The organism is Methylobacterium sp. UNCCL125 (assembly GCF_900116795.1).
In the GTDB taxonomy this organism is placed as follows: domain Bacteria; phylum Pseudomonadota; class Alphaproteobacteria; order Rhizobiales; family Beijerinckiaceae; genus Methylobacterium; species Methylobacterium fujisawaense.
Genome location: NZ_FPBW01000037.1, coordinates 17192 through 43755, shown reverse-complemented (window position 1 = coordinate 43755; position 26564 = coordinate 17192). Strand labels below are relative to the sequence as shown.

23 protein-coding genes are annotated in these 26564 nt (G+C 72.1%); 10 read left to right on the top strand and 13 right to left on the bottom strand.

Features of this window, described 5'->3' with window-relative positions:
* Positions 1-4: 4 nt before the first annotated feature.
* The 7 genes from BM396_RS27695 to BM396_RS27665 all read right to left on the bottom strand — a co-directional run bounded on the left by BM396_RS27695 (position 5) and on the right by BM396_RS27665 (position 7034).
* Positions 5-949: a nonribosomal peptide synthetase MxaA gene (locus BM396_RS27695; RefSeq protein WP_170867513.1), complete on the bottom strand. Its 945-nt coding sequence runs from the start codon at positions 947-949 to the stop codon at positions 5-7.
* Positions 950-951: 2 nt separating this feature from the next.
* Positions 952-1806: a DUF58 domain-containing protein gene (locus BM396_RS27690; protein ID WP_043386697.1), complete on the bottom strand. Its 855-nt coding sequence runs from the start codon at positions 1804-1806 to the stop codon at positions 952-954.
* Positions 1803-2834, bottom strand: a complete 1032-nt coding sequence (locus tag BM396_RS27685; RefSeq protein WP_043386668.1) for an AAA family ATPase — start codon at positions 2832-2834, stop codon at positions 1803-1805. Before BM396_RS27685 ends, BM396_RS27690 begins: the two co-directional genes overlap by 4 nt.
* Before the next feature lie 205 nt (positions 2835-3039).
* The gene (locus BM396_RS27680) at positions 3040-3330 is read right to left on the bottom strand and encodes a methanol dehydrogenase [cytochrome c] subunit (RefSeq protein ID WP_043386662.1); all 291 of its coding nucleotides are present in this window, start codon (positions 3328-3330) and stop codon (positions 3040-3042) included.
* Between the two features lie 86 nt (positions 3331-3416).
* On the bottom strand, positions 3417-4004 hold the full coding sequence (gene moxG, locus BM396_RS27675) for a cytochrome c(L), periplasmic (RefSeq protein ID WP_043386659.1): 588 nt from the start codon (positions 4002-4004) through the stop codon (positions 3417-3419).
* Between the two features lie 79 nt (positions 4005-4083).
* Positions 4084-4992 carry a methanol oxidation system protein MoxJ gene (gene moxJ, locus BM396_RS27670; RefSeq protein ID WP_043386657.1) on the bottom strand — a complete coding sequence of 303 codons (909 nt, stop codon included), beginning with the start codon at positions 4990-4992 and terminating at the stop codon, positions 4084-4086.
* A 158-nt stretch (positions 4993-5150) separates the two neighbouring features.
* Entirely contained in the window at positions 5151-7034 is a 1884-nt protein-coding gene (locus BM396_RS27665; protein WP_043386654.1) for a methanol/ethanol family PQQ-dependent dehydrogenase, read from the bottom strand.
* A 368-nt stretch (positions 7035-7402) separates the two neighbouring features.
* Here BM396_RS27665 and BM396_RS27660 point away from each other — a divergent pair, with 368 nt between their 5' ends.
* From BM396_RS27660 to BM396_RS27635, 6 genes are all read left to right on the top strand, one after another.
* Positions 7403-8206, top strand: a complete 804-nt coding sequence (locus tag BM396_RS27660; protein ID WP_051976220.1) for a trypsin-like serine peptidase — start codon at positions 7403-7405, stop codon at positions 8204-8206.
* A 215-nt stretch (positions 8207-8421) separates the two neighbouring features.
* Entirely contained in the window at positions 8422-9831 is a 1410-nt protein-coding gene (locus BM396_RS27655; protein ID WP_043386648.1) for a cytochrome P450, read from the top strand.
* Positions 9821-12280, top strand: coding sequence for a putative bifunctional diguanylate cyclase/phosphodiesterase (locus BM396_RS27650; protein WP_043386645.1), 2460 nt, complete (start codon positions 9821-9823; stop codon positions 12278-12280). The genes BM396_RS27655 and BM396_RS27650 overlap by 11 nt, the downstream gene beginning before the upstream one ends.
* Before the next feature lie 115 nt (positions 12281-12395).
* Positions 12396-13337 carry an NAD(P)-dependent oxidoreductase gene (locus BM396_RS27645; RefSeq protein ID WP_043386642.1) on the top strand — a complete coding sequence of 314 codons (942 nt, stop codon included), beginning with the start codon at positions 12396-12398 and terminating at the stop codon, positions 13335-13337.
* 98 nt (positions 13338-13435) lie between these two features.
* Entirely contained in the window at positions 13436-14644 is a 1209-nt protein-coding gene (locus tag BM396_RS27640) for a SorA family sulfite dehydrogenase catalytic subunit (protein ID WP_043386639.1), read from the top strand.
* A 23-nt stretch (positions 14645-14667) separates the two neighbouring features.
* Entirely contained in the window at positions 14668-14985 is a 318-nt protein-coding gene (locus tag BM396_RS27635) for a SorB family sulfite dehydrogenase c-type cytochrome subunit (protein WP_043386636.1), read from the top strand.
* A gap of 43 nt (positions 14986-15028) precedes the next feature.
* Here BM396_RS27635 and BM396_RS27630 read toward each other — a convergent pair whose 3' ends face one another.
* From BM396_RS27630 to BM396_RS27605, 6 genes are all read right to left on the bottom strand, one after another.
* The gene (locus tag BM396_RS27630) at positions 15029-15268 is read right to left on the bottom strand and encodes a hypothetical protein (RefSeq protein ID WP_043386634.1); all 240 of its coding nucleotides are present in this window, start codon (positions 15266-15268) and stop codon (positions 15029-15031) included.
* 112 nt (positions 15269-15380) lie between these two features.
* Positions 15381-16790, bottom strand: coding sequence for an adenylate/guanylate cyclase domain-containing protein (locus BM396_RS27625; RefSeq protein WP_236961944.1), 1410 nt, complete (start codon positions 16788-16790; stop codon positions 15381-15383).
* Between the two features lies 1 nt (position 16791).
* Positions 16792-18189 (bottom strand): TAXI family TRAP transporter solute-binding subunit, encoded by a 1398-nt coding sequence (locus tag BM396_RS27620; protein WP_043386631.1) that lies wholly within the window; start codon positions 18187-18189, stop codon positions 16792-16794.
* A gap of 12 nt (positions 18190-18201) precedes the next feature.
* On the bottom strand, positions 18202-19137 hold the full coding sequence (locus tag BM396_RS27615) for a DMT family transporter (protein WP_043386629.1): 936 nt from the start codon (positions 19135-19137) through the stop codon (positions 18202-18204).
* Positions 19138-19167: 30 nt separating this feature from the next.
* Positions 19168-20436 (bottom strand): arsenic transporter, encoded by a 1269-nt coding sequence (locus BM396_RS27610; RefSeq protein ID WP_043352329.1) that lies wholly within the window; start codon positions 20434-20436, stop codon positions 19168-19170.
* 67 nt (positions 20437-20503) lie between these two features.
* Positions 20504-21727 carry a metallophosphoesterase family protein gene (locus tag BM396_RS27605; protein WP_043386627.1) on the bottom strand — a complete coding sequence of 408 codons (1224 nt, stop codon included), beginning with the start codon at positions 21725-21727 and terminating at the stop codon, positions 20504-20506.
* Between the two features lie 782 nt (positions 21728-22509).
* Between BM396_RS27605 and BM396_RS27600 the strand changes: the two genes are divergently transcribed.
* The 4 genes from BM396_RS27600 (at position 22510) to BM396_RS27585 (ending at position 26557) form a co-directional block, all read left to right on the top strand.
* A complete protein-coding gene (locus BM396_RS27600) occupies positions 22510-23310 on the top strand; it encodes a MetQ/NlpA family ABC transporter substrate-binding protein (RefSeq protein ID WP_043352335.1) in 801 nt (266 codons plus the stop codon).
* Positions 23310-24479 (top strand): methionine ABC transporter ATP-binding protein, encoded by a 1170-nt coding sequence (locus BM396_RS27595; protein WP_043386625.1) that lies wholly within the window; start codon positions 23310-23312, stop codon positions 24477-24479. Before BM396_RS27600 ends, BM396_RS27595 begins: the two co-directional genes overlap by 1 nt.
* 90 nt (positions 24480-24569) lie before the next feature.
* Positions 24570-25223, top strand: coding sequence for a methionine ABC transporter permease (locus tag BM396_RS27590; protein WP_043352323.1), 654 nt, complete (start codon positions 24570-24572; stop codon positions 25221-25223).
* Positions 25224-25312: 89 nt separating this feature from the next.
* Positions 25313-26557, top strand: a complete 1245-nt coding sequence (locus BM396_RS27585) for an SfnB family sulfur acquisition oxidoreductase (protein WP_043386623.1) — start codon at positions 25313-25315, stop codon at positions 26555-26557.
* Positions 26558-26564: the final 7 nt, after the last annotated feature.

The window sequence follows — 26564 nt, the reverse complement described above, 5'->3', positions numbered from 1 at the left end:
GGCGTCACGCGCTCCGCTCCGCCGCCGCGAGGCGGGTCAGGAGCATCTCGGCCTCGGCGAGGGGCCAGGCCGCGCGCGCGGCGGGCAGGCGGCCGCCGAAGAAGGCGAGGCGCGAGGCCTCGAAGAAGCGCGCGAGCCCCTCCGCCTGCCCCCGAAACGCCCCATGGCGCGCGAGGACGTCCCCGAGATCGTCGGCCAGCACCCGCCGGCCGGCGGTCTGGTCGAGCCCCCGATGCAGGGCCAGCAGCGCCGCCCGGTAGGCCTGATCGGGCTCGGCCCCCGCCCGCTGCCGCCGGAGCACCCGCAGGGCCGTCGCGAAGGGACGGCCGCGCCGTGTCCGGAACGGCCCCCAGGCCCGGTCATGCGCCAGCGCCAGGGCGGCGAGGCCGGCCAGGGCCCCGAGGCCCGCCGCCGCCGCCACATCCGGCCCGGGATCGATCCGGCCGCCGCGACCGTCCGGGCGCAGGTACTCGGCCGGATCCTCGCGCCGCTGCGGCTGCACCTCGCGCAGGGGGGAGACGCCGAGGCTCCAGCCCGGCACCTGGACGGCGGCGGTGGTGAGGCCGGTCGCCGCCTCGCTCGCCAGCGTCAGGGGGAAGCCCGGCACCTCCAGGGTGCGGGCGTCGAGGGCGGCGTAGAAGCTCTGGTAGGTGAGGCGCAGGCGCACCCGCCGGGCGCCGGCCACCGTAACGTCGTCGACCGCGACGGCGCGCAGGTCGAGCCAGTAGGTCACCGGACCGGGCTGGGGCAGGGTCGCGCGCTGCAGCCGGAAATCGGGATCGGCCAGGATCTCCACCTGCGCCTCGACGAGGTCGCCCAGGAAGATTCCGAAGGGCCGCGGGCTGCGCACCTCGACGGAGCGCACCTGCGCGGCCGCCGGGCCGGCCGTCAGGGCGAGGGGCGCGGCGAGGAGGCCGGCCAGCAGGAGGGCGGGAACGCGCGCGCCCATGCTCAGGTCGTCATCAGGTGGCGGGTGAGCGCCTGGGCGTCGAAGCGCCCGGCGAGCTGGAAGACCCGGCGGGCGAAGGGCGCGGCGGCGCGCTCCAGGGCGGCGATCCGGTCCCGCTCCCGGGCGATCCAGGCCCGGCGCAGGCTCGGGCGCAGCAGGACCACGCGGCGGCCGCCGCCCTCCAGATCGTCGAGCTCGACGAGGCCGAAGGCCGGCAGCGCCTCCGCCTCGGCGGGGTCGGCGAGCAGGATCGGCACCGTGTCGTGCGGCGCCAGCGCGGCGAAGACCTGGGCGATCAGGGCCTCGGGCCAGCGGAAGTCGGAGGCGAGGAAGACGAGCTTCGGCCGCCCGGCGAGCCGCCGCGCGGCCTCGAGCATGCCGGCGCAGCCGCGACCCGTGCGGGGCGCGCCCGCGACCCGCTCGGCGGCGGCGACGGCCGCGCCCCGGTGGCGGGTGGCGGGCAGGGTGAGGTCGTCGCGCAGGGTCTCGTCGCAGCCGATCAGGCCGAACCCGTCGCTGATCCGGGTCGCCGAGACGGCCAGCGCCCGGCAGAGATCGCCCGTGAGCCGCGTCCGGTCCGCCGTGCCGCGGAAGCCCATGGAGGCCGAGAGATCGACCAGAACCCAGGTCTCGACCGCGGTCCGCGCCTCGAAGCGGCGGACATGCACCCCCTCGAACGGGTCGCGCAGCGTCGCGCGCAGGTCGATGCGGCGGGCATCCGGCAGTTGCAGGAACGGCACCTGATCGCGGAACGGGCCGGAGCCGCCGGCGTCGCGTCCCCGGTGGAGGCCGGCCCGGCTGCCGCGCGGCCGCCAGCGCGGCAGGTAGACGATATCGGCCGTGCGCGGGTCGCTCACGGCGCCGGCACCGTCTCGAACGCGGCCCGGCACAGGGCGGGCACGATCGCGCCGCGCTGCAATTCGTGGACGGGTTCGAGGAAGACGCGGTGGGCCATCACCTCGGTGAAGACCGCCCGCACATCCTCCGGCACCAGCCAGTCGCGCCCCTCCAGCCACGCCCGCACCCGGGCGGCGCGCACCAGGAAGGCGACGCCGCGCGGCGAGGCGCCTCCCTGGACGAGGGTGGCGGTGTCGAGGCCCGGGAGCCGGATCCCGGCCTCCGCGGGGCGAACCAGGGCGTCCCAGAGGGCCACCACGTAGGCCTCGATCGACGGCTCCGCCCGGACGGCGTGCTGGATCGCGGCGGCGATGCCGCCGATCCGGGCGTGGTCGAGCACGCCCTCCGCGACCGCGCCGACGAGGGCGTCGGTGTCGTGGAAGCGCGGGTCGAAGACCAGGGTCCGGCGCACCGCCGCGTCCCGGGGCGCCTCCAGGCCGATCTCCATCAGGAAGCGGTCGCGGGCCGCGGCCGGGAGCTCGAAGGTCTCCTCGCGCTCGACGCGGTTGCGGTCGGCGAAGACCTGCAGGTTCGGGAACGTGTAGGTGCGGCCGAAGGCCTGGACGCTGCGCTCGGCCATCAACCGGAGCAGCAGGGCGTGGACCTGCGGCCGCGCCCGGTTGATCTCGTTGAAGAAGAACACCGAGAGATCTTCGGCCCGGGCCAGGACCGGACCGGGATCGACCCGCGGCCGGCCGTCGGGGCCGAGATAGGTGTGGTAGATCAGGTCGGTCGGCATCATGTCGACCGTGCCCTCGACGCGCTCGTAGGCGCCGCCCAGCGCCCGGGCCACCGCCCGCAGCAGGGTGGTCTTGCCGACGCCGACATCGCCCTCGAGCATCACGTGGCCGCGGGCGAAGATCGCGATCGTCACGAGGCGGATCGCCCGCTCCTGTCCGACCACCGCCTTGGCGACCTCCGCCTCGAAGCGGGCCGCCGCGGCCCGCCAGTCGGTGAGCATCGTGTCTCCGGGACGGAGGGTGTTCATGAGGCGGTGCCTGCGGTGTCGGGCGGGGCGCCGGTACGGTGGCGCCGGGTGTCGATGCGGCGTGTCGGTGCGGCGCGCGGTACCGAGCGTCGCTGCGGGCCGGCGCCGCGGCGCGGGCCGGCCCCAGGACGCCCGATCGGCCGGCCGGATCGGTCGGCCGCGATCCGTTCGACGCGATCCGTTCGACGCGATCCGTTCGACGCGATCAGTTCGATGAGATCTTGGCGACGTCGTACTCGAACTTGCCGGTCTTCTTGGCGTTCTCGATCCGCTTCTTGTTGCGCTCCTCCATCTGCTTGATGGATTCGGCCTGCTTGCTGACCTCCTTCGGGTCGTGCTTGGGATCGTACTTGGTCCCGGCGACCTTCTCGGGGAAGCCGGGCTTCGGCTGCCAGCAATTGCCCGGCGCCTTGCAGGTCTGCCCGTCATAGGCCAGCGCCGGCACCGCGAAGGCCGCCCCCGCGATCAGCATCGCCGTCGTGATCACTGTGCGCATCGTTGATTCCTCCGTCTCTTCCTTGGCCGGCCGGTCGGGCCGTCGGTTCGCCCCGTCTCCTGCGGGGCGCGACTTGCCGAGAACGGCTAGTCCAGCGGCTTGCACTGGCCGGGCACGTCCTTGGCAAAGGTCTCGCCCTCCTTGAAGGGCTTGTAAGTCTTCTTCTGCGCGTCGGTGAGCCACTCGGCATCCTTCACCGGACCCGTGTAGAGATGGCGGATCCAGGCGATGACCTGCAGCATCTCGTCGGGATTGAGATCCTCGTTGTGCGGTCCCATCATGCCGTTGGCGCCGCCCCAGAGGGTCGCGAACAGGCCGACATCGGTCGTGTTCGCCGGGTAGGTCCAGTAATCGTCGTTGAGGCCGGGCCCGACCTTGCCCTCGCCGAGATGGCCGTGGCAGCCGGAGCACGAGGTCAGGAACAGGCTCTCGCCGTTGCGCAGGCAGGACTTGTCGTCGATGTAGAGATTCTTGCCGGTCTGGAAGAAGGTCTTGACCGCCTGCGTGTCCCGCCCGCCCGGCTTGCCCTCGGCCGTGTCCATCGCCTCGCCGGTGATGGTGTTGCGGAACACGATCCCGGTCTGCGGGCCGGACTGGGGCTGCGCGCGGGCCGCAACGGGCATGGCCACGGCGAGGGTGAGAAGGGCGACGCGTGCCGAACGAACGATGAGCATCTGTTGAGCGGATCCTGATGTCTTGGTCGGTGGCCCGGGCGCGCCGGGCCGGTCTCGGGGGAGTCGGGGTGGGCGGGGCTCAGTTCGAGGCGACGACCGGCACCCCGTCCTGCTTGAGGATCGCCGCGATGGCGGGCCGCGCCTTCTCGATCCCGGCGTCGAGGGCCTTGCGCAGGGCCTCGTCGTCCTTGCGCACGCCCATCGACTGGTCGAAGACCTGCGGGACCTTGCGGCCGTCGCTGCCGACCGTGTCGGCCGGGACCAGCGTCATGCGCAGGGGCGTCGGGGAATCCTTGACGTAGCGGGCGACGTCGGGACCGAAGGCGACGCCGACATCGGCCTTGTCGTTGGCCACCTCGCTGACGATGCGGGCCGGGTCGATCTGGGTGTACTGGTTGCGCGGCGAGCGGAAGTTCACCAGCGAGTAGAGGTAGGCCATGTCCTCCTCGTAGCGGCCGATATCCTTGAGCATCGCCTCGCCGGGGGAGCCGAAGGGCACCACCATGTGGTCGAGGGTCTTGAGCCGCGGGTCGGACCAGGACTTCACGTCGAGATCCTTGTCGGCGCGCGTGATGAAGACGTAGCCGCTCCGGTAGTACGGCTTCGTGGTCAGCACCCGCGGGTCGTCGCTGTCGAGGCCGACGACCACGTCGCAGGTCCGCTTCTCCAGGCCGTCGCGGACGAGGTAGATCGCGGGCTTCGGCAGCCAGACGAAGACGGGCTTCTTCCCCATCGCCTCCGCGACCGCCACGGCGACGCGGTTCTCGAGCCCCGATCCGTCCCGCATCGAGAGCGGCGGCTGCTTCTCGGAGGCGCAGATGCGCAGGGTCGCGGGGTCGGCCGGCGGGGCGGCCGGGGCCTTGCCGGGATCCTGCTGGATGGCCTGGGCCTCGGAGTCCTGGGCCGCCACCGGCCCGGCGGCCAGGGTGGCGAGCGTCAGGACGGCGGCGAAACGGGCCGCCAGGATGCGGGCGCGCGGGCGCGGCATGGACGTTGATCCCTGTTGTCGAAGCGTTTCTTGATGGCGGTCCGGAGGGGCGCGGCCGGGCTGCGGGGCGCCGTGGCGCCCCGCGCGTCCCGGACCCGGCCCGGAGTCCCGCCGGCCGCTTGGCCGGCGGGATGAAGGCGGGCCCTACTTGAATGACCCTATTTGGCGGCGTGCTGCTCGTACTCGCCGACATTCGGGTCGTCGTAGGGGCCCTTGCCGTCCAGCGAGAACACCATCACGCCGCCGCCCATCTGGGTGTAGTTGGCGAGCTTCTTGAAGGCGCCCACCGCGCCGAGGCCGGCGGTCGGGTCGGCGAGGTCGAACACCAGGCCCACGCCCGGCCAGCCGCCGACGCCGTAGTAGATGGCGACGTATTGCGTGCCCTTGTGGGTGTAGGTGATCGGGTAGCCGATGGCGCCCGACGGCAGCTTGAACTTCCAGAGGAGGTCGCCGTTGTCGGAGTCGCGCGCCTTGATGAAGCCGTCCAGCGTCCCGTAGAGGACCAGGTCGCCGGCGGTGGCGGTGGTGCCGCCCCAGACCGCGAAGCGCTCCATCTTCTCCCAGTTGAACTTGCCGGTGATGGCGTTGTAGCTCTTGATCTGGCCGAGGCCCTCGTAGTTCTGCCGGTCACCCTTCGGGCCCGGATACATGTTCAGCGTCGCACCGACGAAGAACTGACCCGCCCGGTAGGGCAGCATGAAGGGCTCCCAATCCATGCAGATGTGGTTGATGCCCATGTAGAAGGCTTGGCGCTTCGGATCGTAGGAATCGTGCCCCTGGTTGTGGTAGCCCATCGCCGAGGGACAGATGTCCTTGGCGAGGTGGTCCATCCGGGTGCCGTATTCCGGATCGCGCACCGGCGTGCCGGTCTTCAGATCCACCGACTTGAACACGTTGACGGTGTCGTCGATCTTGTTGGCCGAGACCAGCGTCCCGTCCGTCCGGTCGAGGGTGTAGACGATGCCGTTGCGGTCCGGGTGGGTGAGGAGCTTCCTCATCTTCCCGTCCTTGTCCTTCTGGTCGGACAGCATCATCACGTTGACGCCGGCATAGTCCCACTCGTCGTGCGGGGTCTTCTGGTAGCCGAACTTCGCCTCGCCGGTGTCGGCGTCGCGGCCGAAGATCGTCATCGTCCACTTGTTGTCGCCGGGACGCATGGTCTCGTTCCACGGCGCCGGGTTGCCGGTGCCGAAGTAGATCAGGTTCGTGCCCGGGTCATAGGCGTACCAGCCCCAGTTGGTGCCGCCGCCGATCTTCCAGGCGTCGCCCTCCCAGGTCGAGGTGCCGAGGCCCTTCTGGCCGTAATGAGCGTTGTGGATGTTGAAGTCCTTGGCGAGCAGCAGGTCCTCGTCCGGGCCGGTCGCGTAGGCGCGCCAGACCTGCGCGCCGGTCTTGACGTCGTAGGCGGTGAGGTAGCCGCGGACGCCGAGTTCGGCACCCGAGGAGCCGATGATCACCTTGTCCTTGACCACGTAGGGGGCGATGGTGAGCGTCGAGCCGACCTTGATGTCGGAATTCTCGACCTTCCACACCGTCTCGCCGGTCTGGGCGTTCAGCGCCGCCACGTTGCCGTCGAGCTGGGTCTTGAGGATCAGCGCCGGGGTCTTGCCGTCGCCCGGCCAGTAGGCGAGGCCGCGGTTGACGAGATCGCAGCAGGCGACCGAACGGGCGGCCGGGTTCTGCTTGGGCTTGTCCTGCCACAGGATCTTGCCCGGGTCGTCGAGGCCGAGGGCGAAGGTGTTGTTCGGGAACGAGGTGTGGATGTACATGACGCCGTCGACGACGAGCGGCGCGCCCTCGTGGCCGTTGAGCAGGCCGGTCGAGAACGTCCAGGCCGGCTTGAGCTGCTTGACGTTGCTCTTGTTGATCTGGGTCAGATCGCTGTAATTGTTCGAGTCGTAGTTCTTACCGGGCATCACCCAGTTCTCGTCGCTCTTCGATTTCTCGACGAGCTTGTCGTTGGCCTGCGCCACGCCCGCCATGGCGACCGGCGCGAGCGCCATGATCGCCAATGCCGAGACGGAATTCCGGAGCCTGATCATCCTGCGTCTCCTCGCCGGACTGCCACGCCGTTTGGCCTCGCAGTCATCGTGGTGTTCATCCGATGGCGACACGTCTTCCGACGACAAATCCGCTTTCAGCATCGCGATATCCCGGCTATTTCCAGTATTCGCTAGGCTTATGAAAGACTTATTATCGTTGTGCGCCACTCGATTATTCGCACGGCTTGTAATGCGTGTCTTTGCAAAACGAAACATTTCTTTTCGGGACAATCTGGCAATACGCCACCGGAGATTTGGTAAGATCAGCGAGGTCTTGACCGATCGCCGACATCCATCCCAGACAAGCGGAAACGATATGCGGGCGTGCGGGCACGGTGCCGTCCGCCGACCCGCTCCGGGAGGACGCGATGGGTCTTGTCACGGGCGGCGCAGGCCGCTTTCTGGCGTTGGCGACCTGTGTCGCGATTCCGGCCACGGCGGCCGGGACCGGCGGCGGACAACGCCTCGCCGCCCTCTACGCACAGGACGGGCGGCGCGAACTGACGGGGGCGGATCTGGAGCGCTTTACCGGGGCGGGCGTCCTGTGGTGCCGCCGCCCGGACGGGATCCCCCAGAAAGCCGCCGCCGCCTGGCTGATCGGGACCCGCTCCCTCGTGCTGATGAACGCGCACAATTTCCGCAATCGCCAACTGGAGGTCACCCGCACCGTTGCCGATTGCTACTTCCAGATCGCCGGCCGCAATTACGGCTTCGCGCCGGACTTTCTGGAACTCGGCATCGAGCCGGAGGCGCGGCGCCTGCACATCACCGACGACTGGGCGCTCCTGCGCCTCGCCGAGCCGGCCGAGGCACGGCCGCAGCCGATCCCGGACGCCCCGCACCTTCCGACCGGCGACCTGACGCTCCCGGTGACGATGGTCTCCCCCGCCGGCCACGAGAACTACCGCGGTCAGAGCAGCCGGGAATCCTGTGCCATCCGGCGGATCGATCCGCCCAGCGAGGGCGACATCCGCCGCGCCCGCCACGACTGCAACGACGGCTACGGAGGGTCGGGCTCGGGCCTGTTCGACGAGGCCGGGCATCTCGTCGCGATGCAGAGCGCGTCGCTCTCGATGAACCAGCGCCACGCCTTCGACATCGAGTTCCACTACGGCTCGGCCCTGCTGATCGAGGGCCGGCTCCGCGAGGCCCTCCGGGCGCAGGCCCGCTAGGGCCGTCGGTCTGACCCGCCCGCCCGGCATCCGCGTCGGCGGCGCGTGCCGGATCCGCCGTCCGGCCGCACGGCTTCCCGGAGGCATTCCGGTAAGCCTCCGGTAAGCAACGCGGCGATTTCCGCACCGCCCGGGCGCGAATGCCTCGACGGCGGTGCCGAGGAGCGCCAAAACTTAACGTTGAGCCTCGAATCTGGTCCCGCGAGGGTGCCGGGATGCCAGCGGTCGGAACGTTCAGGGTCTGCGAGCCGGGAAGGCTGCCGCTCACGGAGGCCGTGGGGGAGGCTGTGGCGGAGGCGATCGCCCTGCCATCGGTGCTCGTCACGATGCTGGGCAGCCTGATCGAGGCTTGGCCCCGGCAGATCTACACACAACCCTTGGTGACAACGCGCTTCCTCGGCCAGCGCACCACCTACGTCTGCGACCCCGGACACATCCGCAGCCTGCTGGTCGATCAGGCCGAGGCGCTGGAGCGGGAGCCGTTCATGCTGCGGGCCCTCGCGCCCGCCCTCGGCTCGGGCGTCCTCACCGCGGACGGTTCCCACTGGCGGGGGCAGCGCAGGACCGCCAGCCCGATGTTCCGCCCGGACCGGGTCCGGAGCTTCGTGCCGGCCATGGCCCGGGCCGCCGCGGCGACGCGGACGCGCTGGCATGGCGCCGATCCGGCCGGGGCGGAGCGGGACGTCCTGCACGAGATGATGCGCACCACCTTCGAGGTGATCGTCGCCACGATGGTGTCGGGCGATCCCCATCTGGAGGTCGAGCCGTTCGGGCGCGCGATGGACGCCTATCTCGGCCAGACCAGCTGGAAGATCGCCCTCGCGATGCTGCGCGCCCCGGCCTGGGTCCCGCATCCCGGGGCCCGGGGGGGCGCGGCCGCGGTGCGCCACCTGCGCGGCGAGGTCGCCCGGACGATCGCGCGCCGCCGGGCGCGCGGCGAGCCCGGCACCGACCTCCTCGGCCTCCTGCTGGAGGCGCGGGATCCGGAGACCGGACAGCCGCTCCCCGAGGCGCGCGTCGTCGACAACCTGCTGACCTTCGTGGCCGCGGGCCACGAGACCACCGCCCTGGCGCTGGCCTGGACCCTCCGGGTCCTGGCGGAACACCCGGAGGTGGAGGCGCGCGTCGTCGCCGAGATGGCGCAAATCGGCGACGATCCCGCCGCCGATCCCGAGGCCGCGGACCGGTTGCCCTACACCCGCCAGGTGCTCCTCGAGGTGATGCGCCTCTATCCGCCGGCGCCGCTGATCGTGCGGCGGACCCGGGCGCCGGTCCGGCTCGGGGACAGGGTCGTGCCGGCCGGGCAATCGGTCCATGTGCCGGTCTACGCCCTGCACCGGCATGCCCTGCTCTGGGACAGGCCGGAGGTGTTCGATCCGGATCGCTTCGCCCCCGAGCGGGCCGCCGCGCGCGACCGCTACGCCTACCTGCCGTTCGGAGCCGGCCCGCGGGTGTGCATCGGCATGAGCCTCGCCCTGACCGAGTGCCTCGTCATCCTGGCGACGCTGCTGCCCGCCTTCCGCTTCAGACCGGTCACCCGGGCGATGCCCGCGACGCAGTTCCGCGTGACGCTGCGGCCCAAGGGCGGCCTGACGATGAGGGTCGAGCCCCGCCATGTCGCGTGAGACGTCCGCCGCGGCGGCCGGCCCGGCCGGCGGGCCCGATCCGGCCCGGCAATCGCGGCGCCGGACGGGATCGCTGCTCGGCCGCCTCCGCGGCCCCGACACGGTCGACGCGCTGCCGAACCGCTACCGGCTGCAGGTGCGCACCGGGCTCCTCGACGAGACGCTGAAGCTCGCCACCTACTCGGCGGTGACGCACCTGATCATCGCGCTGGCCGTCACGTACTTTTTCTGGGGCTCGGCCTCGCACACCTATCTTCTCGGCCTGCTCGCCGTGGTCGCGGCGCTGATCACGGCAACGACCTACACGACCTGGCTCTACTGGCGCGCCTATGCCGGCACCGCGTCCGAACGCAGCGTCCGGTGGGGCTGCCGGATCTCCGCAGGGCTGGCCTTCGCCCTGGGCCTCGCCTGGGCGACCATGCCGGTCGTGCTGTTCACCCCCTGCAGCAGCGAGGAGCGGCTGCTCGTCGTCGCCATCGTGGCGGGCCTGATCTCGGACGCCTACGTGGTCGGGCCGCTCCTGTCGGTCTCGTACCTGTTCGCGGTCCCGGTCATCATCGGCAGCTTCGTCGGGCTCGCCCGGTCCGGGGAGCCGATCGCGCTCAGCATCGGTTTCCTGCTCGCCGTCTACGCGGTGTTCGTGGTGACGAGCGTGCGCCGCATGAGCCGCCTGTCCTGCCAGCGCATCCTGGACCGGGTGCGCGTCGAGGATCAGAGCGAGACGATCGGTCTGCTGCTCAACGCCTTCGAGGCGAATGCCAGCGACTGGCTCTGGGAGACGGACGAGACCGGGCAGTTCCAGCACGTCTCCACCCGGATGGCGGATGTCCTGGCCCGCCCGGTGGAGACGCTCCAGCACGCCCGGTTCCAGGCCCTGCTCGCCGGGCGGAGGGAGGCGCCGATCGAGGCCGATCAGAGCGTCGACCTGCTGGAGCGCCTCCGCGGGGGCACCCCCTTCCACCAGCTCCTGATCGCCATCGACACGCCGGCCGGCCGGCGCTGGCTCCGGCTCAGCGGCAAGCCCTTCCTCGACCAGGGAGGGCGCTTCGCAGGCTTCCGGGGCGTCGGCTCGGACATGACGGAGGCCCGCCGGACGGAAGCGCACATCGCCTTCCTGGCGACGCGGGACCCGATGACGGGCCTGTCGAACCGGGTCATGTTCCACGCGGTCGCGTCGGAGGCCTGCGCGGCAGCGGTCGCGCAGGGGCCGGCCCCGGTGGTCAGCCTGCTCTACCTCGACCTCGACGGCTTCAAGACCGTCAACGACAGCATCGGCCACGCCGCCGGCGATGCCCTGCTGGGGCAGGTCGGCGATCGCCTGCGCGCCCTGCTCCCGGCCGACGCGCAGGCGTTCCGCCTCGGGGGCGACGAGTTCGCGATCCTGCAGCGCGGCCGGGATGCCGCGGCGGCGCAGGCCCTGGCCGAAGCCATCATCGGGGCCCTGCGCGAGCCCTACCTCATCGACGGCGTCCGGGCGGAGATCGGCGTCAGTATCGGGATCGCCTGCGCGCCCGCGGACGCGACCGATCCCGAGGATCTGCTCCGGAAGGCGGATCTCGCGCTCTACAGCGCCAAGGAGGCCGGCAAGGGGCGCTGGCGGGACTTCGACAGCGGCCTGGAAGTGCGCGTGCAGCGCCGGCGCGAACTCGACGAGGCGATGCGTCAAGCCCTCGCCGACGGCGAGATGACGTTGCACTACCAGCCGCTCGTGAGCCTGCAGGACGGCCACGTGGTGGGCTGCGAGGCGCTGCTGCGCTGGACCCGGCCGGGCCTCGGTCCCGTTTCGCCCGCCGAGCTGATCCCGATCGCCGAGGGAACGGGCTTCGTGGTCACGATCGGGCGCTGGGCCCTGCGGCGGGCCTGCACGGAGGCGCTGACCTGGCCGGCAAGCCTGCGCGTCGCCGTCAACATCTCGTCGGTCCATTTCCGCCGGCCCGACTTCTTCGCCGACGTCGCGGCGGTCCTGGCCGAGACCGGCCTGGCGGCGAACCGCCTCGAGATCGAGATCACCGAGTCGATCTTCCTGGCCAACACGCCGCACGTGCTGGACAATCTCCGCTCCCTGCGGGCGCTCGGGGTGCGGATCGCCCTCGACGATTTCGGGACGGGGTATTCCTCCTTGAGCTACCTGACGCAGTTCCCGGTCGACAAGATCAAGATCGACCGCGCCTTCGTCCGCGACCTGAGCAGCCGCCCCGAATGCCTGACGGTGATCGCGGCCATCATGGTCATCGCCCGCGACCTGGGCATCGACGTCACGGTCGAGGGCGTCGAGACCGAGCAGCAGGCCGAACTGCTCCGGCTGCGGCGCTGCGACAGCGCGCAGGGCTTCCTGTACAGCCCGGCCCGGCCGCCCGGGGAGATCCCCGGCCTGATCGAGCGCATACGGATCGCGTGCGCGCCGCGCACGGCCGCTCCGGCGGAGCAGACCGTCCGCGCGGTGGCCTGAAGGAGCGCCGGAATCGGCCCGGCCGCGTCGCGGGCGGGGACGGATCCGTGTTGCCACGCGCCCGGGAACGGCTCTAGCGGGGGGCGACCACGCGGAACCGGGGAACAGGCGCGCCATGCCCAAGGTCGTCATCAGCGAATTCATGGACCCTGCGGCGATCGCCGCCGACCTGTCGGGCTTCGACACCCTGTACGATCCCGGACTCGTCGACCGGCCCGAGGCACTCGCCGCCGCCGTGGCGGGGGCCGACGCCCTGATCGTGCGCAACCGGACGCAGGTCCGCGGCGCGCTGCTCGCGGGTGCCCGACGCCTCCGGATCGTCGGGCGTCTCGGGGTCGGCCTCGACAACATCGACGTTCCGGCCTGCCGGGCGCGGGGGATCACGGTCCAGCCGGCGACGGGCGCCAATGACGGCGCGGTCGCCGAGTACGTCGTCGCCACCGCGCTGCTGCTGCTGCGCGGGGCCTATGGGGCGAGCGAGGCGGTCGCGGCGGGGACGTGGCCGCGCAACGCCCTGATGGGGCGCGAGATCGCCGGCAAGCGCCTCGGGCTCGTGGGCTTCGGATCGATCGCCCGGGAGACCGCCCGCCGCGCCGCTGCCCTCGGCATGGCGATCGCGGCCCATGACCCGTTCCTGGCCGCCGAGGATCCGGCCTGGACGCCCCCATACGGTCCGGTGCGGCGCCGGGATCTGGAGGCGCTGATCGCGGAGAGCGACGTGCTCTCCCTGCACGTCCCGCTCACCGCGGAGACCCGCGGCCTGATCGACGCGACCGCCCTCGCCCGGATGCCCGCGGGCGCCGTGCTGATCAACGCCGCCCGGGGCGGCATCGTCGACGAGGCCGCGGTGGCGGCCGCCCTGCGGTCCGGGCATCTCGGCGGCGCGGCCCTCGACGTGTTCGACCGCGAGCCCCTCGACGCCGCGGCCGGCGCCCCGTTCGCGGGCGTGCCGAACCTGATCCTCACGCCCCACATCGCCGGGGTGACGCAGGAATCGAACGTCCGGGTCTCGGCCGTCATCGCCGCGGCGGTGCGCCGGCATCTCACGCAGGGCTGAACGCGGGGGGATCTGGGCCTTTCGCCCGGCGCAGGCTATCCCATGGATCCGGCGCCGCGCGACCGAGGCTGTCGGGGCAGACCGGGAGGGAGCAGGGGATGACCGATCCGGCACGACGGGCCTTCCTGAAGAGCGCTGCGCTCGGTGCCCTGGCGGCGGGAAGCGGCCTGCGGCCCGCCTGGGCCGGAGAGGACGCGCAGCTGCCCTTCGGCAACGGCGAGCGCCCGCTCGTCGCCTATCCGGGCAAGCGGCCGCTGCTGCAGACCACCGCCCGGCCGCCCCAGCTGGAGACGCCGTTCGCGGTCTTCGACGAGGGCGCGATCACGCCGAACGACGCCTTCTTCGTCCGCTACCACCTCGCCGACATCCCCCTGGAGATCGACCCGGAGGCGTTCCGGCTGACCGTGGGCGGCCATGTGGAGCGACCCGTCGCGCTGTCGCTGTCGGAGCTGAAGGCGCTGCTGGGCCGGACCGAGATCGTGGCGGTCAACCAGTGCTCGGGCAATTCCCGCGGCTTCTTCGAGCCCCGGATGGCCGGCGGCCAGCTCGGCAACGGCGCCATGGGCTGCGCGCGGTGGACGGGGGTGCCGTTGAGAAGCGTGCTGGACCGGGCCGGCGTGAAGGCCGGGGCCGTACAGGTCGCCTTCAACGGGCTCGACCGGCCTGTGCTGCCCGAGACGCCGGACTTCGCCAAGGCGCTCACCCTCGACCAGGCCGGCGACGGCGCGGTGCTGCTCGCCTGGGGCATGAACGGCGAGGACCTGCCCTGGCTCAACGGCTACCCGCTCCGCCTCGTGGTGCCGGGTTATTACGGCACCTACTGGGTCAAGCACCTCGATACCGTCACGGTGCTGGACAAGCCCTTCGAGGGCTTCTTCATGAAGACCGCCTACCGCATCCCCGACAATCCCTGCGCCTGCACCGAGCCCGGCCAGGCGGCCGCCGCCACGGTGCCGATCGGGCGCCTCAACGTGCGGTCGTTCCTCACGAATCTGGCCGACGGCGCGCGCGTGACCGCCGGGCCGGTCTCCCTGCGGGGCATCGCCTTCGACGGCGGCTCCGGCATCCGGACGGTCGCGGTCTCCACCGACGACGGCGCCACCTGGACCGAGGCCGCGCTCGGCCGGGATCTCGGCCCCTACGCGTTCCGGCCCTGGTCGCTCACGGCCGCGCTCACGCCGGGCGCCCACGCGATCCGGGTCCGGGCCACCGCCAACGACGGCAGCAGCCAGCCGATGGCGTCCCGCTGGAACCCGTCCGGCTACATGCGCAACGGCGTCGAGACCACCCGGGTGCAGGTGGCGTGAACGCGAACGGGAGGACGAACGGGATGCGTATGCTTCTGCTCGGCGCGATGATCGGGGGCCTGACGGCCGGCTCGGCCTGGGCCGCGCCACGGACCTACGCGGTTCCGGACCCGACCGCGCAGCTGCGGCCGCCGAAGGCGGACAGCCTGGCTGCGGGCTACGAGGCGGCCCAGGCCAATTGCCAGACCTGCCACTCGGTGGACTACATCGCCACGCAGCCGCCCGGCCGCGGGAAGGCGTTCTGGGATGCCGAGGTGTCCAAGATGATCAAGGCCTACCACGCCCCCATCGAACAGGCCGATGCCGGCGCGATCGCCGCCTATCTGGCCGATACGTACTGAGAGGCCTGGAACGACGCCCCGGCCGGAAACCCGATCCGGGTTGTCAGCGCAGGGCGAGGGCCTGTGCGGCGTGCGTGGCGACGGCCTGAACGGCCGGAAGATCGTACGCGTAGACGCGACCGGCCAGGATCGCCAGGGCCAGCGTCCAGAACACCGCACCGCCGACGCGACGGGCCGTGCGGTCGCCGGCCGCGGTGGCCGGGCAGGCGCGGGCGACGCCGTCGGCGACGGGCTCGCCGAACGGATCGAAGGCCGGCGACTGGTTTTCGGAGGCGCTGCGCATGATGGCGAATGTCGCGCTCGGCCTGTCCCTTCGCAATGGACGCGTCTTTCGTATTTCTCTGTCCGGGGAGATGCTTGTTCTCTATCCGCCATCGGCGGCAAACAGGTTCTTCTCAGACCGCCGTTCCTGCCGCCGGAAGCGGCACATCTTCGTCTCCACAGGGCGCCGGCGCGGCCGGCCCCGGGCCGGCGGGGGTATGATAGGCCATGCGCTCCCGGCGTCCCCGCAGGGGCTCGCGGCTGACCTCGCGCCACGCCTCGACCGGGGCCCCGGCGGCGCGCCGCGCGGCCTCGGAGACCAGGATCGGGACACCGTGGAGCTTGGTCGCCTGTTCCAGGCGGGCGGCGACGTTGACCGCATCGCCCAGCACCGTGAACTCGTAGCGCGCCTCCTCGCCGATGATCCCGCAGAACACCTCGCCGTAATGGACGCCCACGCCGATGCGCACGGTCCCCGTGGGCCCGGCTCTGTCGGTCCAGCGGGCGATCACCGCGACGAGATCCTGGGCGAAGGCGAGGGCACGGGCGGCATCGTCGGACCTGGGCTCGGGCAGGCCGAACACCACCAGGGCACCGTCGCCGATGAACTTGTCGACCACCCCGCCCCGGAGGCGGGCGAGGCGCGTCACCCGCCGCCGGAAGGCGGACAGGAACTCGGAGAGCCGGTGCGGATCCAGGTTCTCGGCCAGGGTGGTCGAGCCGCGCATGTCGACGAACACGATGGCGGCCTGCTGGCGGCGGCCGGCCTTCAGGCTCCCGTCGCCGTCGGCGAGCCGCAGGACCAGCTCCTGCGGCAGGAACCGCGACAGCCGGTTGCGGCGGGTCGCCTCCCGCAGGGCCGAGACGGCGAACAGCACGAATAGGACGGCGAGGGCACCGACCATGATCCAGAGGGCGAGGGCGATCCGGGACACCGTCGCCTGCCGCCGCTCCATCCTGTCCGCCTCGTACGTCTCCATGCGGCGCACGCGGTCGCGGATCGCGTCCATCACCTGCTTGCCGCGTCCGTCCGCCACCGAGGTGTGGGCCGCGGCGCTGTCGCCGCCGCGCATCAGGGCGACGCTGGCACCGAGTTCGTCGAGCTTCTCGCGGATCAGGGCGGCCAGGGTGTCGAGTTCGGCCCTCTGGTCGGCGTCATCCTGGACGAGGTCGCGCAGCCAATCGAGCTGGCGGTCGACGTTCAGCCGGCCCTCGGTGAAGGGCAGCAGGAAGGCCTCGTCGCCGGTGAGCAGGTAGCCGCGCTGGCCGGTCTCGGCGTCCTGCACCGCCGACAGCACCCGGGCGAGGCGCCCGTCCACCGCCACGGTGTGGCGCACGGCGTCGATGCCGCGCTGCTGGTAGACGAAGGCGCCGAGCGCGATGGCGGTCATCACCAGGATCGTGGCGAAGCCCACCGTCATCCAGGTCACGGTGCGCGAGCGCAGGGATCGCTGCACCCGCGCCTCGACGCGGTCCCGGACGGAGGCGACGTCCGGCGCGGCCTCGCTCCGGTCCGGCGCGGGCACGGTGGCGGGACCGGACATGTCAGGCCCCGCCCGCGCCGTGCAGCCGGACGGACCGCCCGATCCGCCCCCCGCCCTCGACCGCCTGCGTCCGGCAATCCGCGATGGTCGCCCGCGCCGTGTCGATGGCGACGGACGCCGCCGACAGGATCCGGGTGTCCGGCTCCCGCTCCCGGGCGTAGCGCACCACGTCCATGGCCAGCGCGTCGACCTCGACGGTGAGCGCCTCGATCGCCGCCGGGTCGCGCAGCGCCCGGGCCTGCCCGGCGATCTCCAGGAGCCGGTCCATGATCTCGTCGATGCGCTCCCGGCGCAGGCTGGCGAGGCGCTTCCGGATCCAGGCGAGCACCGAGACGAGGCCGCCCGCCAGCGCGCCCAGGAGGTAGAGGGTGTCGCCGTAGCGCTCGATGAAGCCGTGCTGGTCGCGCTCGTAATAGTCGATCGCGCCGGGATGGATCGGGATCCGGGCGCTGGTGGCGGCCACGGTCGTGTCGTAGGCCGGGGCCTGGACGTACTCGGCAGCGTCGGTGGCCAGCGCGGCGGCGCTGCGCTTCTCGAAGAGCTGCTGGGTCACGTCGGCCGCCACCACGCGGCTCAGGGAGGCCCGGGCCATCAGCCGGTACGAGGCGCCCACCGTCTTCACGTCGTCGGCCGGCAGCTTCGGGCGGCCGCCGAACAGGCCGCCCGGGACGGTGACCGCCTGGAGCCGCGGGAAGCGCTCGATCACCGCCCCGTCATCCTCAACGGCGACGAACGCCACCTTGCCTCCGCGGGCGACGACCTGCACGGCCGAGACCAGGGCCAGCGCCTTGGGCGCCGAGGGGGCGATGATGCTGACGAAGGCGTCGATCCGCCTCTCGCGGAAGGCGCCGGCCACCGCCTCCTGATCGACCGGGACCAGCAGGACCGTCGAGTCCCGGGCCGGGCCGGCGGCCTCCTCCAGGGTGAGGCCGTAATAGCCGAGGAGGTTCCGCAGCAGCCAGAGGTCGGCGTCCCGGTGCGCCGCGATGCCGAGCCGCTTGCCGGCGAGCTTCGGGAAGCTCGTGATCCCGGCCTGCTCGGGCGAGGCGATGACCATCGCCTGGTCGCGCAGGATCGCCAGGGTCAGCCCGTTTGTCGGCAGCAGCACGTCGGGGCGGACCACCGCGAGGTCGGCCCGGCCGTCCTGCAGGGCGGCGGCGCTCTCGCGCACGTCGTCGAAGGACAGGATCTTCAGGCGGACATTCTCGTGGGCGGCCTCGAGCGCGTCCGCGTAGGCCTTGATCAGGCCGGGCTCGGTGCCGTCGCGGGGCGCGACCGCGATGGTCAGGACCGTCGCCTGGAGCAGGACCCACGCCGCGATCCCGCCCGCGCCCAGGAGGGCGGCGCCCGCCAGGAGAAGCATTTCCCGGCGCAGCAACCAGGCGGGCAGGCTCCACATCGGTCCGGATGCTCAGAACAGCGAGATCAGCACGATGCCGGCCACCATCACGGCGGCGCCGATCAGGCGCGGCGGGCCGGCCTTGACCTGCTTCATGCCGAACCAGCCGAAATGGTCCAGGGCCACCGAGGTCAGGAGGTTGGCGGTGATCAGCAGGCCGTTGAAGGCCCCGGCTCCGACCTTGTCGACGAAGAGCAGCCCGGCGAACACCGCCACCGCCCCGGTGATCCCGGCGAGCGGCATCCACCAGCGAACGCCCGCGATGTCGTCCCGGGTCGGCAGCGGCGACGGCCGCAGCAGGAACATCAGGGCGAACACGAACACCACGGGCACGAACGACACCGTGGCGGCGAGCCAGGGGTTCTCCAGGGCGCCGCGGAGCTGCGCGTTCCAGACCACGCCGATCGCCATCAGGGCGCCGGCCACGAGGATGAACGGGTAGAGCAGCTTGCCCGACATCCCGTGCCCCTCGCCGTGCCCCTCGCCGCCGTTGCTCTTGCCCCCCGAGCGCGCGATGAAGATCACGCCCACGGCCATCAGCAGGCCGCCGAGCCAGGGCATCGGCTTGAAGCCCGCGGCCTGCAGGCCGAACAGGCCGAGCGCGTCCATCGCCAGGGAGGTGAGGATGTTGGCGGTGAGGGTCAGGCCGTTGAACGGCCCGGCGCCGACCTTGTCGATGAAAGCCAGCCCCCCGAACACCGCCACCGCGCCGGCCAGGCCGCCGAGGGGTGCGTACCAGGGCATCTTGCTCAAGCTGTCGAGGCTCGGCAGCGGCGTCGGCATCGTGAAGAACAGGGTCGTGAACACGAAGACGATCGGCAGGAACGACACCGTCGCGGCGAGCCACGGATTGACCATGCGGCCCCGCAGCTGCGCGTTCATGGCGTTGCCGATCGCCTGCAGCGCGCCCGCCACCAGGATGAAGGGATAGAGGAGGGCTGCCGTCACGGGCGCGGACCTTGGGTTTCCGGGAAGGGATCAGACGAGGAGCAGGCCGGCGAGCGCCAGCGCGAGGGCCGGCGGCATCACCAGCAGGCCGAGCTTGAGGAAGGTCCAGGCGCCGACATCCTGGCCCTCGCGGCGGATGGCGGTGAGCCAGAGGATCGTGGCGAGCGAGCCGGTGACCGAGAGGTTCGGCCCGAGATCGACGCCGATCAGGATCGCGCCCGCGACCTTCTCGGGAACGTGGGCGGCCTGCACGGCGGCGCCCGCGATCAGGCCGGCCGGCAGGTTGTTGACGAGGTTGCACAGCACCGCGACCAGGCCGCCCGCCCCCCAGGCGGTGGCCTCCGGAGCGGCGTGGGCGTAGCCCTTGAGGAGGTCCGCCAGCATCGCCAGGACGCCGGTCTTCTCCAGCGCCTCCACCAGCACGAACAGGCCAGCCACCAACGGCAGCACGCTCCACGACACGTCCTTGGCCACCTCGACGAGGCCGCCGCGCTTGAGCAGCAGCACGACGATCGTGGTGGCGAGCCCGGCCACGAAGGTCGGCAGGCCGAGGTCGAGGCCGAGCGCCGAGGCGGCGATCAGCACGCCGCCGGTGGCCACGATGCCGATCCCCGCCACGAGGCCGGTGCGGGACAGCGACACGGCCTCGACGTCGGTGGCGACCTCCTGCCCGCGCAGGGTCTTCGCCTGGGTCAGCCGCAGCACCGCGTAGGTCGTCGCGATGGCCAGCAGCGAGGGCAGGGCGAACAGGCCGAGCCAGCGCACCAGCGGCGGCATGTGCTCGGCGAAGACCACGAGGTTCGCCGGGTTCGAGATCGGCAGCACGAAGCTCGCCGCGTTGGCGATGAAGGCGCAGATGAACAGGTAGGGGAGGGGGTTCTCCACCTTGGCGGCCTTGGTGGCCGCGTAGACGGCGGGCGTCAGCACCACCGCGCAGGCGTCGTTCGACAGGAACACCGTGACCACGGTGCCGACGAGATAGACCAGGGTGAACAGCCGCGTCGCCGAGCCCTTGGCGGCGCGCACGGCGATCGAGGCGAGCCAGTCGAACAGGCCCTCCTTCCGGGCTACCTCCGACATCAGCATCATGCCGACGAGGAACAGGTAGACGTCGGTCCCCTTCAGGACGCCGTCCCAGGCGGTGGCGGGGGCGAGCAGGCCGAGGGCCACGAGGGCGCCAGCGCCGAGCACGGCCCAGATCGCCTCCGGCCACGCGAACGGCCGCAGGATGACGCCGAGGGTGGCGAGCGCGGCGATCGCCCAGGTCGCGATATTGGGGGTCAGCGTCAGCGCGCCCATCGGGTCCGGTGGTCCTCTGGTGGAGTGGATCGTGCGGTGCGGTGTGCAGCGATTCGGGTGAGTCCGGCTACCAGGGCCGGCCGTTGCGGTTCGGGCCGAGCTGGTCGCCCCGAAGCCCCTTCTGCGGCCAGGCGGGGAGCCGGGTGGCGTCGCTGCCGGGGCGATCGGGTGCGGGCGGCGGGACGAAGCTCCGGCCCACGGGCTCGATCACCTCGGTATCGGCCTGCCCCGTGCCGTCCGTGACCGTGACCGCGAGGCGGCGGGCGCCCTCCGGCCAGGGAATGCGGGCATAGACGGTGCGCGGCCCGTCCGGCACCATCGCGTGGGGCCGCCCGTCATCGACGCGCACGCAGCAGCACCAGTCGCCCTGCGGCCTGTCCGACAGCACGAGGGCGCGCACGGAGATCCGGCCGTCCGCCATGGCGAGGGGCGCCGTGGCGAGGCGCCGGTCGGCGGGGCTCGTGATCATCACGAAGGGCAGCGCCCGGTCGAGGGGCTTGAACCGCCAGCTCGTGACCGGCCCGTCGATCGCCGCGACCGCGTAGCCCACCGAGCCGTCCTCGTTCTGGCCGACGGAGCGGGCCGCCGCGTAGAGGGTGCGCCCGTCCGGGGCGAGCTCGTTGTAGTGGGTGTGGCCCATCTCGACGAGGCGCACGCCGTGGTGGCGGATCAGGCCGGCCAGCGCCGCCTTCTCGTCGGGCACGCAGAGATCGTCCGGGTAGGTGTGGGTGAAGACCGCGCAGGGCCGGCCCTCCTCGTCGGCCCGGGCCAGCTCCTCGGCGAGCCAGGCGAGCTGGCAGGGGCCGAGCCGGAAGTCGAGGCCGAACCCCTTCCGGCCGTAGCCGGGGCTGACCATGTCGAGGAACAGGCAGCGCACGCCCGCGAACGTCTCGGCGAAGTAGTAATGCGTGACGGGGGCCGGGTCGTGCGGGCGCGGCAGGTCGTGGCGCCGCGCCGCGTGGCCGCCGCCGCGGGGGCTGCCCGCCACCGCGGCGAACAGCGCGTCGAAATCCGTCATCGTGCCGTGCTGGCGGTCGTGGTCGCCGGCGATCAGGCGCACCGGCAGGTCCGGGTGCCGGTGCAGGGCCTCGCGCAGGACCGCGTATTGCTCCGCCCGCCCGTCCTCGGCGAGATCGCCCGGGAGGTAGGCGAAGTCGAGGAGGCCGTGTCCGTGCAGCCCGTCCACCTCCGCGAGGATCGCCCGCAGGTCGGCGGCATGGGGGTCGGAACTCCGCTCCAGATGGAGATCGCCGACATGCGCGAAGGCGAAGACACCGTGATCTGCGGTCATGGCGCGCCCACGGGGCCGGACACGGCCGCGTGGGCCGCGCGCGCTCTGTCGTTCCCCTGCGCCATCATGCTCCCCGGACAGGCCAGCCCGCCCCGGCCGGGGATCGGCCGCGGTGGTCGCGACCGGCCCGACGTTTCGGACACGGCCGGGTTCCGGATCCGGGATGATGCCCGCGGTGGCGGGAGCCTACATTTTCGTGAGTCAGGGCCATACGCGCCGTCGAGCCGGGAAAGTGTCGCGAAAACAGACACTCGATGTCTTCTCGCGCGACAGATCTGCGGGGATCGCCGTCGGCCGGGGACGCGGACGTCGGGCGCGGTCCCCAGGCTGTGCCGGCGTCGCCTGGGTGCCGCCCAACGGGGCACGGAATCCTCCCGCGCAGGCTCATCCCCCGGATCCAGGGCTATCGGTCGCGGCCTGTTCGCGGACGAACGCGGTCTTGGATGAGCCACGGTTCGTGCTCGATGACCGGTACGGTCCCGATCCGACGGGCACTGGTCCGGTCTCGTCCGAGACGAGGCTCGAGAGGCGCCGTACGGGATGCACGCAGCATCCGCATCCCCCTGACCGGGCCTTCCGGAGATCTTTCATGTCGATAAACGATCATCTTTGGAATTTCGGATCGCGTTGAGCTGATCTAGACTTTCTCAAGAAGCTCATCCGGACAAGATTGTGCCTATCGAATCGATGGATCGCCCGCGCCTGCGCGTCGGATGCCGACCGTTGTCTCGCGGCTCCACATCCGGAATTGCCCGATCATTGCCCCGCCGGAGTCCTGCCCGATGAAGATCCTGCGTCTCCTCGCCGTCGCGGCGCTCTGCCTCGGCGCATCCTCCGCCGGGGCAGAGGCCCTCCGGATCGGCGTCGTGCCCGGGGCCTACGGCGATGCCGTCACGGTGGCGGCCCGGGAGGCCAAGGCGGAGGGCCTCGACGTGAAGGTGGTCGAGTTCAGCGACTGGACGACGCCCAACGTCGCGCTCGATGCCGGCGACATCGACGTGAACTTCTTCCAGCACCGCCCCTTCATGGAGAACGCGGCCAAGCAGAAGGGCTACGCGTTCGACATCGTCGGGCAGGGGATCCTGTCCAATATCGGCCTGTACTCCCTGAAGCATAAGCGCCTCGACGAGATCCCGGTGGGCGGGTCGGTGGCGCTCGCCAACGATCCGGTGAACCAGGGCCGCGGCCTGCTGCTCCTCCAGAAGGCCGGGCTGGTCAGGCTGAAGGACGGTGTCGGCTTCCTCGGCACCCTCGACGACATCGTCGAGAACCCGAAGAAGCTGCGATTCACCGAGGTCGAGGGACCGCAGCTCGCGCGGATCACCGGCGATGTCGATCTCGCGCAGGGCTATCCGCATTTCATCGTGGCGGCCGGAAGCTTCGACCCGACCAGCGGGCTGATCTATTCCGGCATCGAGGACAAGCTGTTCACGGTCAGCTTCGTCACCAAGACGTCCCGCAAGGACGACCCGGCGATCCGGAAGTTCGTGACCCTGTTTCAGAATTCGGACGCCGTGAAGCGGCAGATCCGCAAGTCCTTCGCCGACAGCGACAAGCTCTACCTGCTGGCGTGGCAGAACTGATGGTCGGCCTCGTCTTCGACAGCCTGCACACTCCGGGCACGCCGGTCGCGACCGGACGGCGGAGTCCGGGCGCCGCGGCCACCGCCCCAGGTCCGGCCGCAGGTCCGGCCGCAGCGCCCGGCCGGAGGCCCGGCACGGTACGGTTCGAGGCGGTCTCCAAGACCTATCCGTCCGCCGCCGGACCGGTCCGCGCGCTCGACAGCGTCGACCTCGCCATTCCGGCGGGGGCGATCTTCGGCATCATCGGCCGATCGGGGGCGGGCAAGTCGAGCCTCCTGCGCATGGTCAACCGGCTGGAGGCGCCCACCTCCGGCCGGGTTCTGGTCGACGGCGCCCCCGTCGATGCCCTCGACACCGACGGGCTCGTGGCCCTGCGCCGGCGCGTCGGCATGATCTTCCAGCACTTCAACCTGCTGGCGGCCAAGACCGTCCGGCAGAACGTGGCGCTGCCGCTGACGGTCGCGGGCGTCCCCAGAAGCGCGATCGGCCCGCGGGTCGCGGAGGCGCTGCGCCTCGTCGGCCTGGAGGACAAGGCCGACACCTACCCGTCGCGGCTCTCCGGCGGCCAGAAGCAGCGGGTCGGCATTGCCCGGGCCCTCGTGAGCGATCCGGAGATCCTGCTCTGCGACGAGGCGACCTCCGCCCTCGACCCGGAAACCACGCTGGCGATCCTCGACCTGCTGCGCGACATCAACCGGCGCCTGGGGATCACCATCATCCTGATCACCCACGAGATGCACGTGATCCGCGAGATCTGCAGCGACGTGGTGGTGCTGGAACGGGGCCGGGTGGTCGAGACCGGGCCGGTCTGGCGCGTCTTCGGGGCGCCCGAGCACCCGACCACGCAGGCGCTGCTCGAACCGCTGACCCGCGGCCTGCCGCCGGATCTGGCGGACCGGCTGCAGCCGCTGCCGACACCCGGCGGATCCGCGATCCTGCGGATCACCTGGGCCGGGCAGGGGACGCCGGATCTCTCGGGCCTCGCCGTGGCGGCCGGCACGCCGGTGCGCCTGCTCCAGGCCGGCATCGAGCGGATCCAGGGCCACGCGGTCGGCCGGATGCTGGTCGCCGTCCCGGGCGCGGATCCGGACGTGGAGGCGCGCCTGCGGGCGCTCGGCGGGGCCGTCGAGAGGCTCGGCTACGTCGCCCCGGAAGCGGAGGCGGGGTGAGGCGACGATGGGCCGCCTTCCCCGCGGAATCCGGCAGAGACTCCGCCGCGCAAGCGGTTCCCCCTCGAACCCACCGACCCGGAGCCCCGCATGACCCCGCAGATGATCGACCGCCTCTGGCAGGCCTTCCTCGACACCGGGCTCATGGTCGGGGTCTCGGCCGGGATCGCCGTGCTGGCCGGCCTGCCCCTGGCGCTGTTCCTCGTCATTTCCGGGCCCGGCGGCATCGTCCCGGCACCGGCGGCCAACCGGGTGGTCGGGGCCGTGGTCAACGGCTTCCGGGCCGTGCCGTTCATCGTGCTACTGGTGGCGCTGATCCCGTTCACCCGGCTGGTGGCCGGCACCACCATCGGCGTCTGGGCGGCCATCGTGCCGCTCGCGGTGAGCGCCACCCCGTTCTTCGCCCGGATCGCCGAGGTCTCGCTGCGGGAGGTGGATGCCGGCCTGATCGAGGCCGCCCAGTCCATCGGCTGCCGACGCCGGCACATCCTCGCCCACGTGCTCCTGCCCGAGGCGCTGCCGGGGATCGTCGCGGGCTTCACCATCACGGTGGTGTCGATGATCGGCGCCTCCGCGATGGCCGGGGCGGTGGGCGCGGGCGGCCTCGGCGACGTCGCCATCCGGTACGGCTACCAGCGCTTCGACACCACCGTGATGATGGTGGTGATCGCGATCCTGATCGCCCTCGTGTGCGTGGTCCAGTTCGCGGGCGACACCGCGGTGCGGCGGCTCCGGGCCCGCTGACGGCCCCGCGCCCCGGCACGAGGCGGCCCACACCCGAGGCCGCATCCCTGAGGCTGAACCCATGAGCCTGCACCCATGAGCCTGCACCCATGAGCCTGGACATGGACGAATCCGTCGCCGACGGGGCGGCCGAGCCGATGCCCCCGCCGCCGTCGCCCCCGCACCGGATCGGATCCGACGCCGAGGCGATCGCAGCCGCACAGGCCGTGGCCCGGATCTTCGCGGCGGGCGCGGCCGAGCGCGACCGCGACCGGCGCCTGCCCTGGGGGGAGATCGCGGCGTTCACCGACAGCGGGCTCGGCGGCCTCACGGTGCCGCGGGCCCATGGCGGCGCGGAAGTCTCTTACGCGACGCTGGCCGAGGTGTTCACGATCCTGGCCGCCGCCGACGGCTCGGCGGCGCAGATCCCCCAGAACCAGTTCGGCGTCCTGGCGCTGGTCGCGGTCGCCGCCAGCCCCGCCCAGCAGGCGCGGATCTACCGCGACGTCCTCGCCGGCCACCGGATCGGCAATGCCGGCCCCGCCCGCAACGGCAAGGCGATCACCCGCGTGGAGACGCGGCTGACATCCGGGCCGGCGGGCCCGCGCCTGAGCGGCCACCGCTTCTATTCCACCGGCGCACTCTTCGCCCACTGGATCCCGACCCGCGCGGTCGGCCCCGACGGAGGACTGCTCCTGGTCTTCGTGCGCCGGGACGCCCCCGGCGTGCGGGTCGTGGACGACTGGCAGGGCTTCGGCCAGCGCACCACGGCGAGCGGCAGCGTGATCTTCGAGAACGCCCCCGTCGAGGCGGATCTGACGATCGACCTCGCGCCCCTCGCCGGGCGCCCGGGCCTGTTCGGGCCGATCTCCCAGCTGATCCACGCGGCGATCGATGCCGGCCTCGCCCGGGGCGCAGTCGCCGCCGCCCTCGACTTCCTGCGCACCCGGACGCGGCCCTATCCCTTCACCGCCGAGACCGTCGCGGAGGATCCCCACATCCTCGGCGAGGTCGGACGGCTCACGGTCGACCTCCACGCCGCCGAGGCGGTCCTGGCCCGGGCCGGCCGGACCCTGGACCGGATCGCCGCGGCCCCCGTCACCGCCCAGAGCGCGGCCGAGGCCTCGGTGGCGGTGGCGCAGGCGAAGATCCTCACCACCGAGGTCGCCCTGGAGGCCTCCGAGCGGCTGCTCGAACTCGCCGGCGCCTCGGCGACCCGCGACGGGTACAATCTCGGCCGGTTCTGGCGGGATGCCCGGGTCCATACCCTGCACGACCCCGTGCGCTGGAAGTACCACCTCCTCGGCAACCACGCCCTGAACGGCGTGCTGCCGGCCCGCCACCAGTGGAACTGAGGATCGG

What these genes read in the sequence shown, in the direction of transcription:
- BM396_RS27655 (WP_043386648.1), top strand. Translation starts at nt 8,422, where the DNA reads ATGCCAGCGGTCGGAACGTTCAGGGTCTGCGAGCCGGGAAGGCTGCCG.
- BM396_RS27645 (WP_043386642.1), top strand. Translation starts at nt 12,396, where the DNA reads ATGCCCAAGGTCGTCATCAGCGAATTCATGGACCCTGCGGCGATCGCC.
- BM396_RS27610 (WP_043352329.1), bottom strand. Translation starts at nt 20,436, where the DNA reads ATGGGCGCGCTGACGCTGACCCCCAATATCGCGACCTGGGCGATCGCC.
- BM396_RS27625 (WP_236961944.1), bottom strand. Translation starts at nt 16,790, where the DNA reads ATGTCCGGTCCCGCCACCGTGCCCGCGCCGGACCGGAGCGAGGCCGCG.
- BM396_RS27585 (WP_043386623.1), top strand. Translation starts at nt 25,313, where the DNA reads ATGAGCCTGGACATGGACGAATCCGTCGCCGACGGGGCGGCCGAGCCG.
- BM396_RS27685 (WP_043386668.1), bottom strand. Translation starts at nt 2,834, where the DNA reads ATGAACACCCTCCGTCCCGGAGACACGATGCTCACCGACTGGCGGGCC.
- BM396_RS27650 (WP_043386645.1), top strand. Translation starts at nt 9,821, where the DNA reads ATGTCGCGTGAGACGTCCGCCGCGGCGGCCGGCCCGGCCGGCGGGCCC.
- BM396_RS27630 (WP_043386634.1), bottom strand. Translation starts at nt 15,268, where the DNA reads ATGCGCAGCGCCTCCGAAAACCAGTCGCCGGCCTTCGATCCGTTCGGC.
- BM396_RS27620 (WP_043386631.1), bottom strand. Translation starts at nt 18,189, where the DNA reads ATGTGGAGCCTGCCCGCCTGGTTGCTGCGCCGGGAAATGCTTCTCCTG.
- BM396_RS27605 (WP_043386627.1), bottom strand. Translation starts at nt 21,727, where the DNA reads ATGACCGCAGATCACGGTGTCTTCGCCTTCGCGCATGTCGGCGATCTC.
- BM396_RS27595 (WP_043386625.1), top strand. Translation starts at nt 23,310, where the DNA reads ATGGTCGGCCTCGTCTTCGACAGCCTGCACACTCCGGGCACGCCGGTC.
- BM396_RS27590 (WP_043352323.1), top strand. Translation starts at nt 24,570, where the DNA reads ATGACCCCGCAGATGATCGACCGCCTCTGGCAGGCCTTCCTCGACACC.
- moxJ (WP_043386657.1), bottom strand. Translation starts at nt 4,992, where the DNA reads ATGCCGCGCCCGCGCGCCCGCATCCTGGCGGCCCGTTTCGCCGCCGTC.
- BM396_RS27680 (WP_043386662.1), bottom strand. Translation starts at nt 3,330, where the DNA reads ATGCGCACAGTGATCACGACGGCGATGCTGATCGCGGGGGCGGCCTTC.
- BM396_RS27695 (WP_170867513.1), bottom strand. Translation starts at nt 949, where the DNA reads ATGGGCGCGCGCGTTCCCGCCCTCCTGCTGGCCGGCCTCCTCGCCGCG.
- BM396_RS27600 (WP_043352335.1), top strand. Translation starts at nt 22,510, where the DNA reads ATGAAGATCCTGCGTCTCCTCGCCGTCGCGGCGCTCTGCCTCGGCGCA.
- BM396_RS27640 (WP_043386639.1), top strand. Translation starts at nt 13,436, where the DNA reads ATGACCGATCCGGCACGACGGGCCTTCCTGAAGAGCGCTGCGCTCGGT.
- BM396_RS27665 (WP_043386654.1), bottom strand. Translation starts at nt 7,034, where the DNA reads ATGATCAGGCTCCGGAATTCCGTCTCGGCATTGGCGATCATGGCGCTC.
- BM396_RS27660 (WP_051976220.1), top strand. Translation starts at nt 7,403, where the DNA reads ATGGGTCTTGTCACGGGCGGCGCAGGCCGCTTTCTGGCGTTGGCGACC.
- BM396_RS27635 (WP_043386636.1), top strand. Translation starts at nt 14,668, where the DNA reads ATGCGTATGCTTCTGCTCGGCGCGATGATCGGGGGCCTGACGGCCGGC.
- moxG (WP_043386659.1), bottom strand. Translation starts at nt 4,004, where the DNA reads ATGCTCATCGTTCGTTCGGCACGCGTCGCCCTTCTCACCCTCGCCGTG.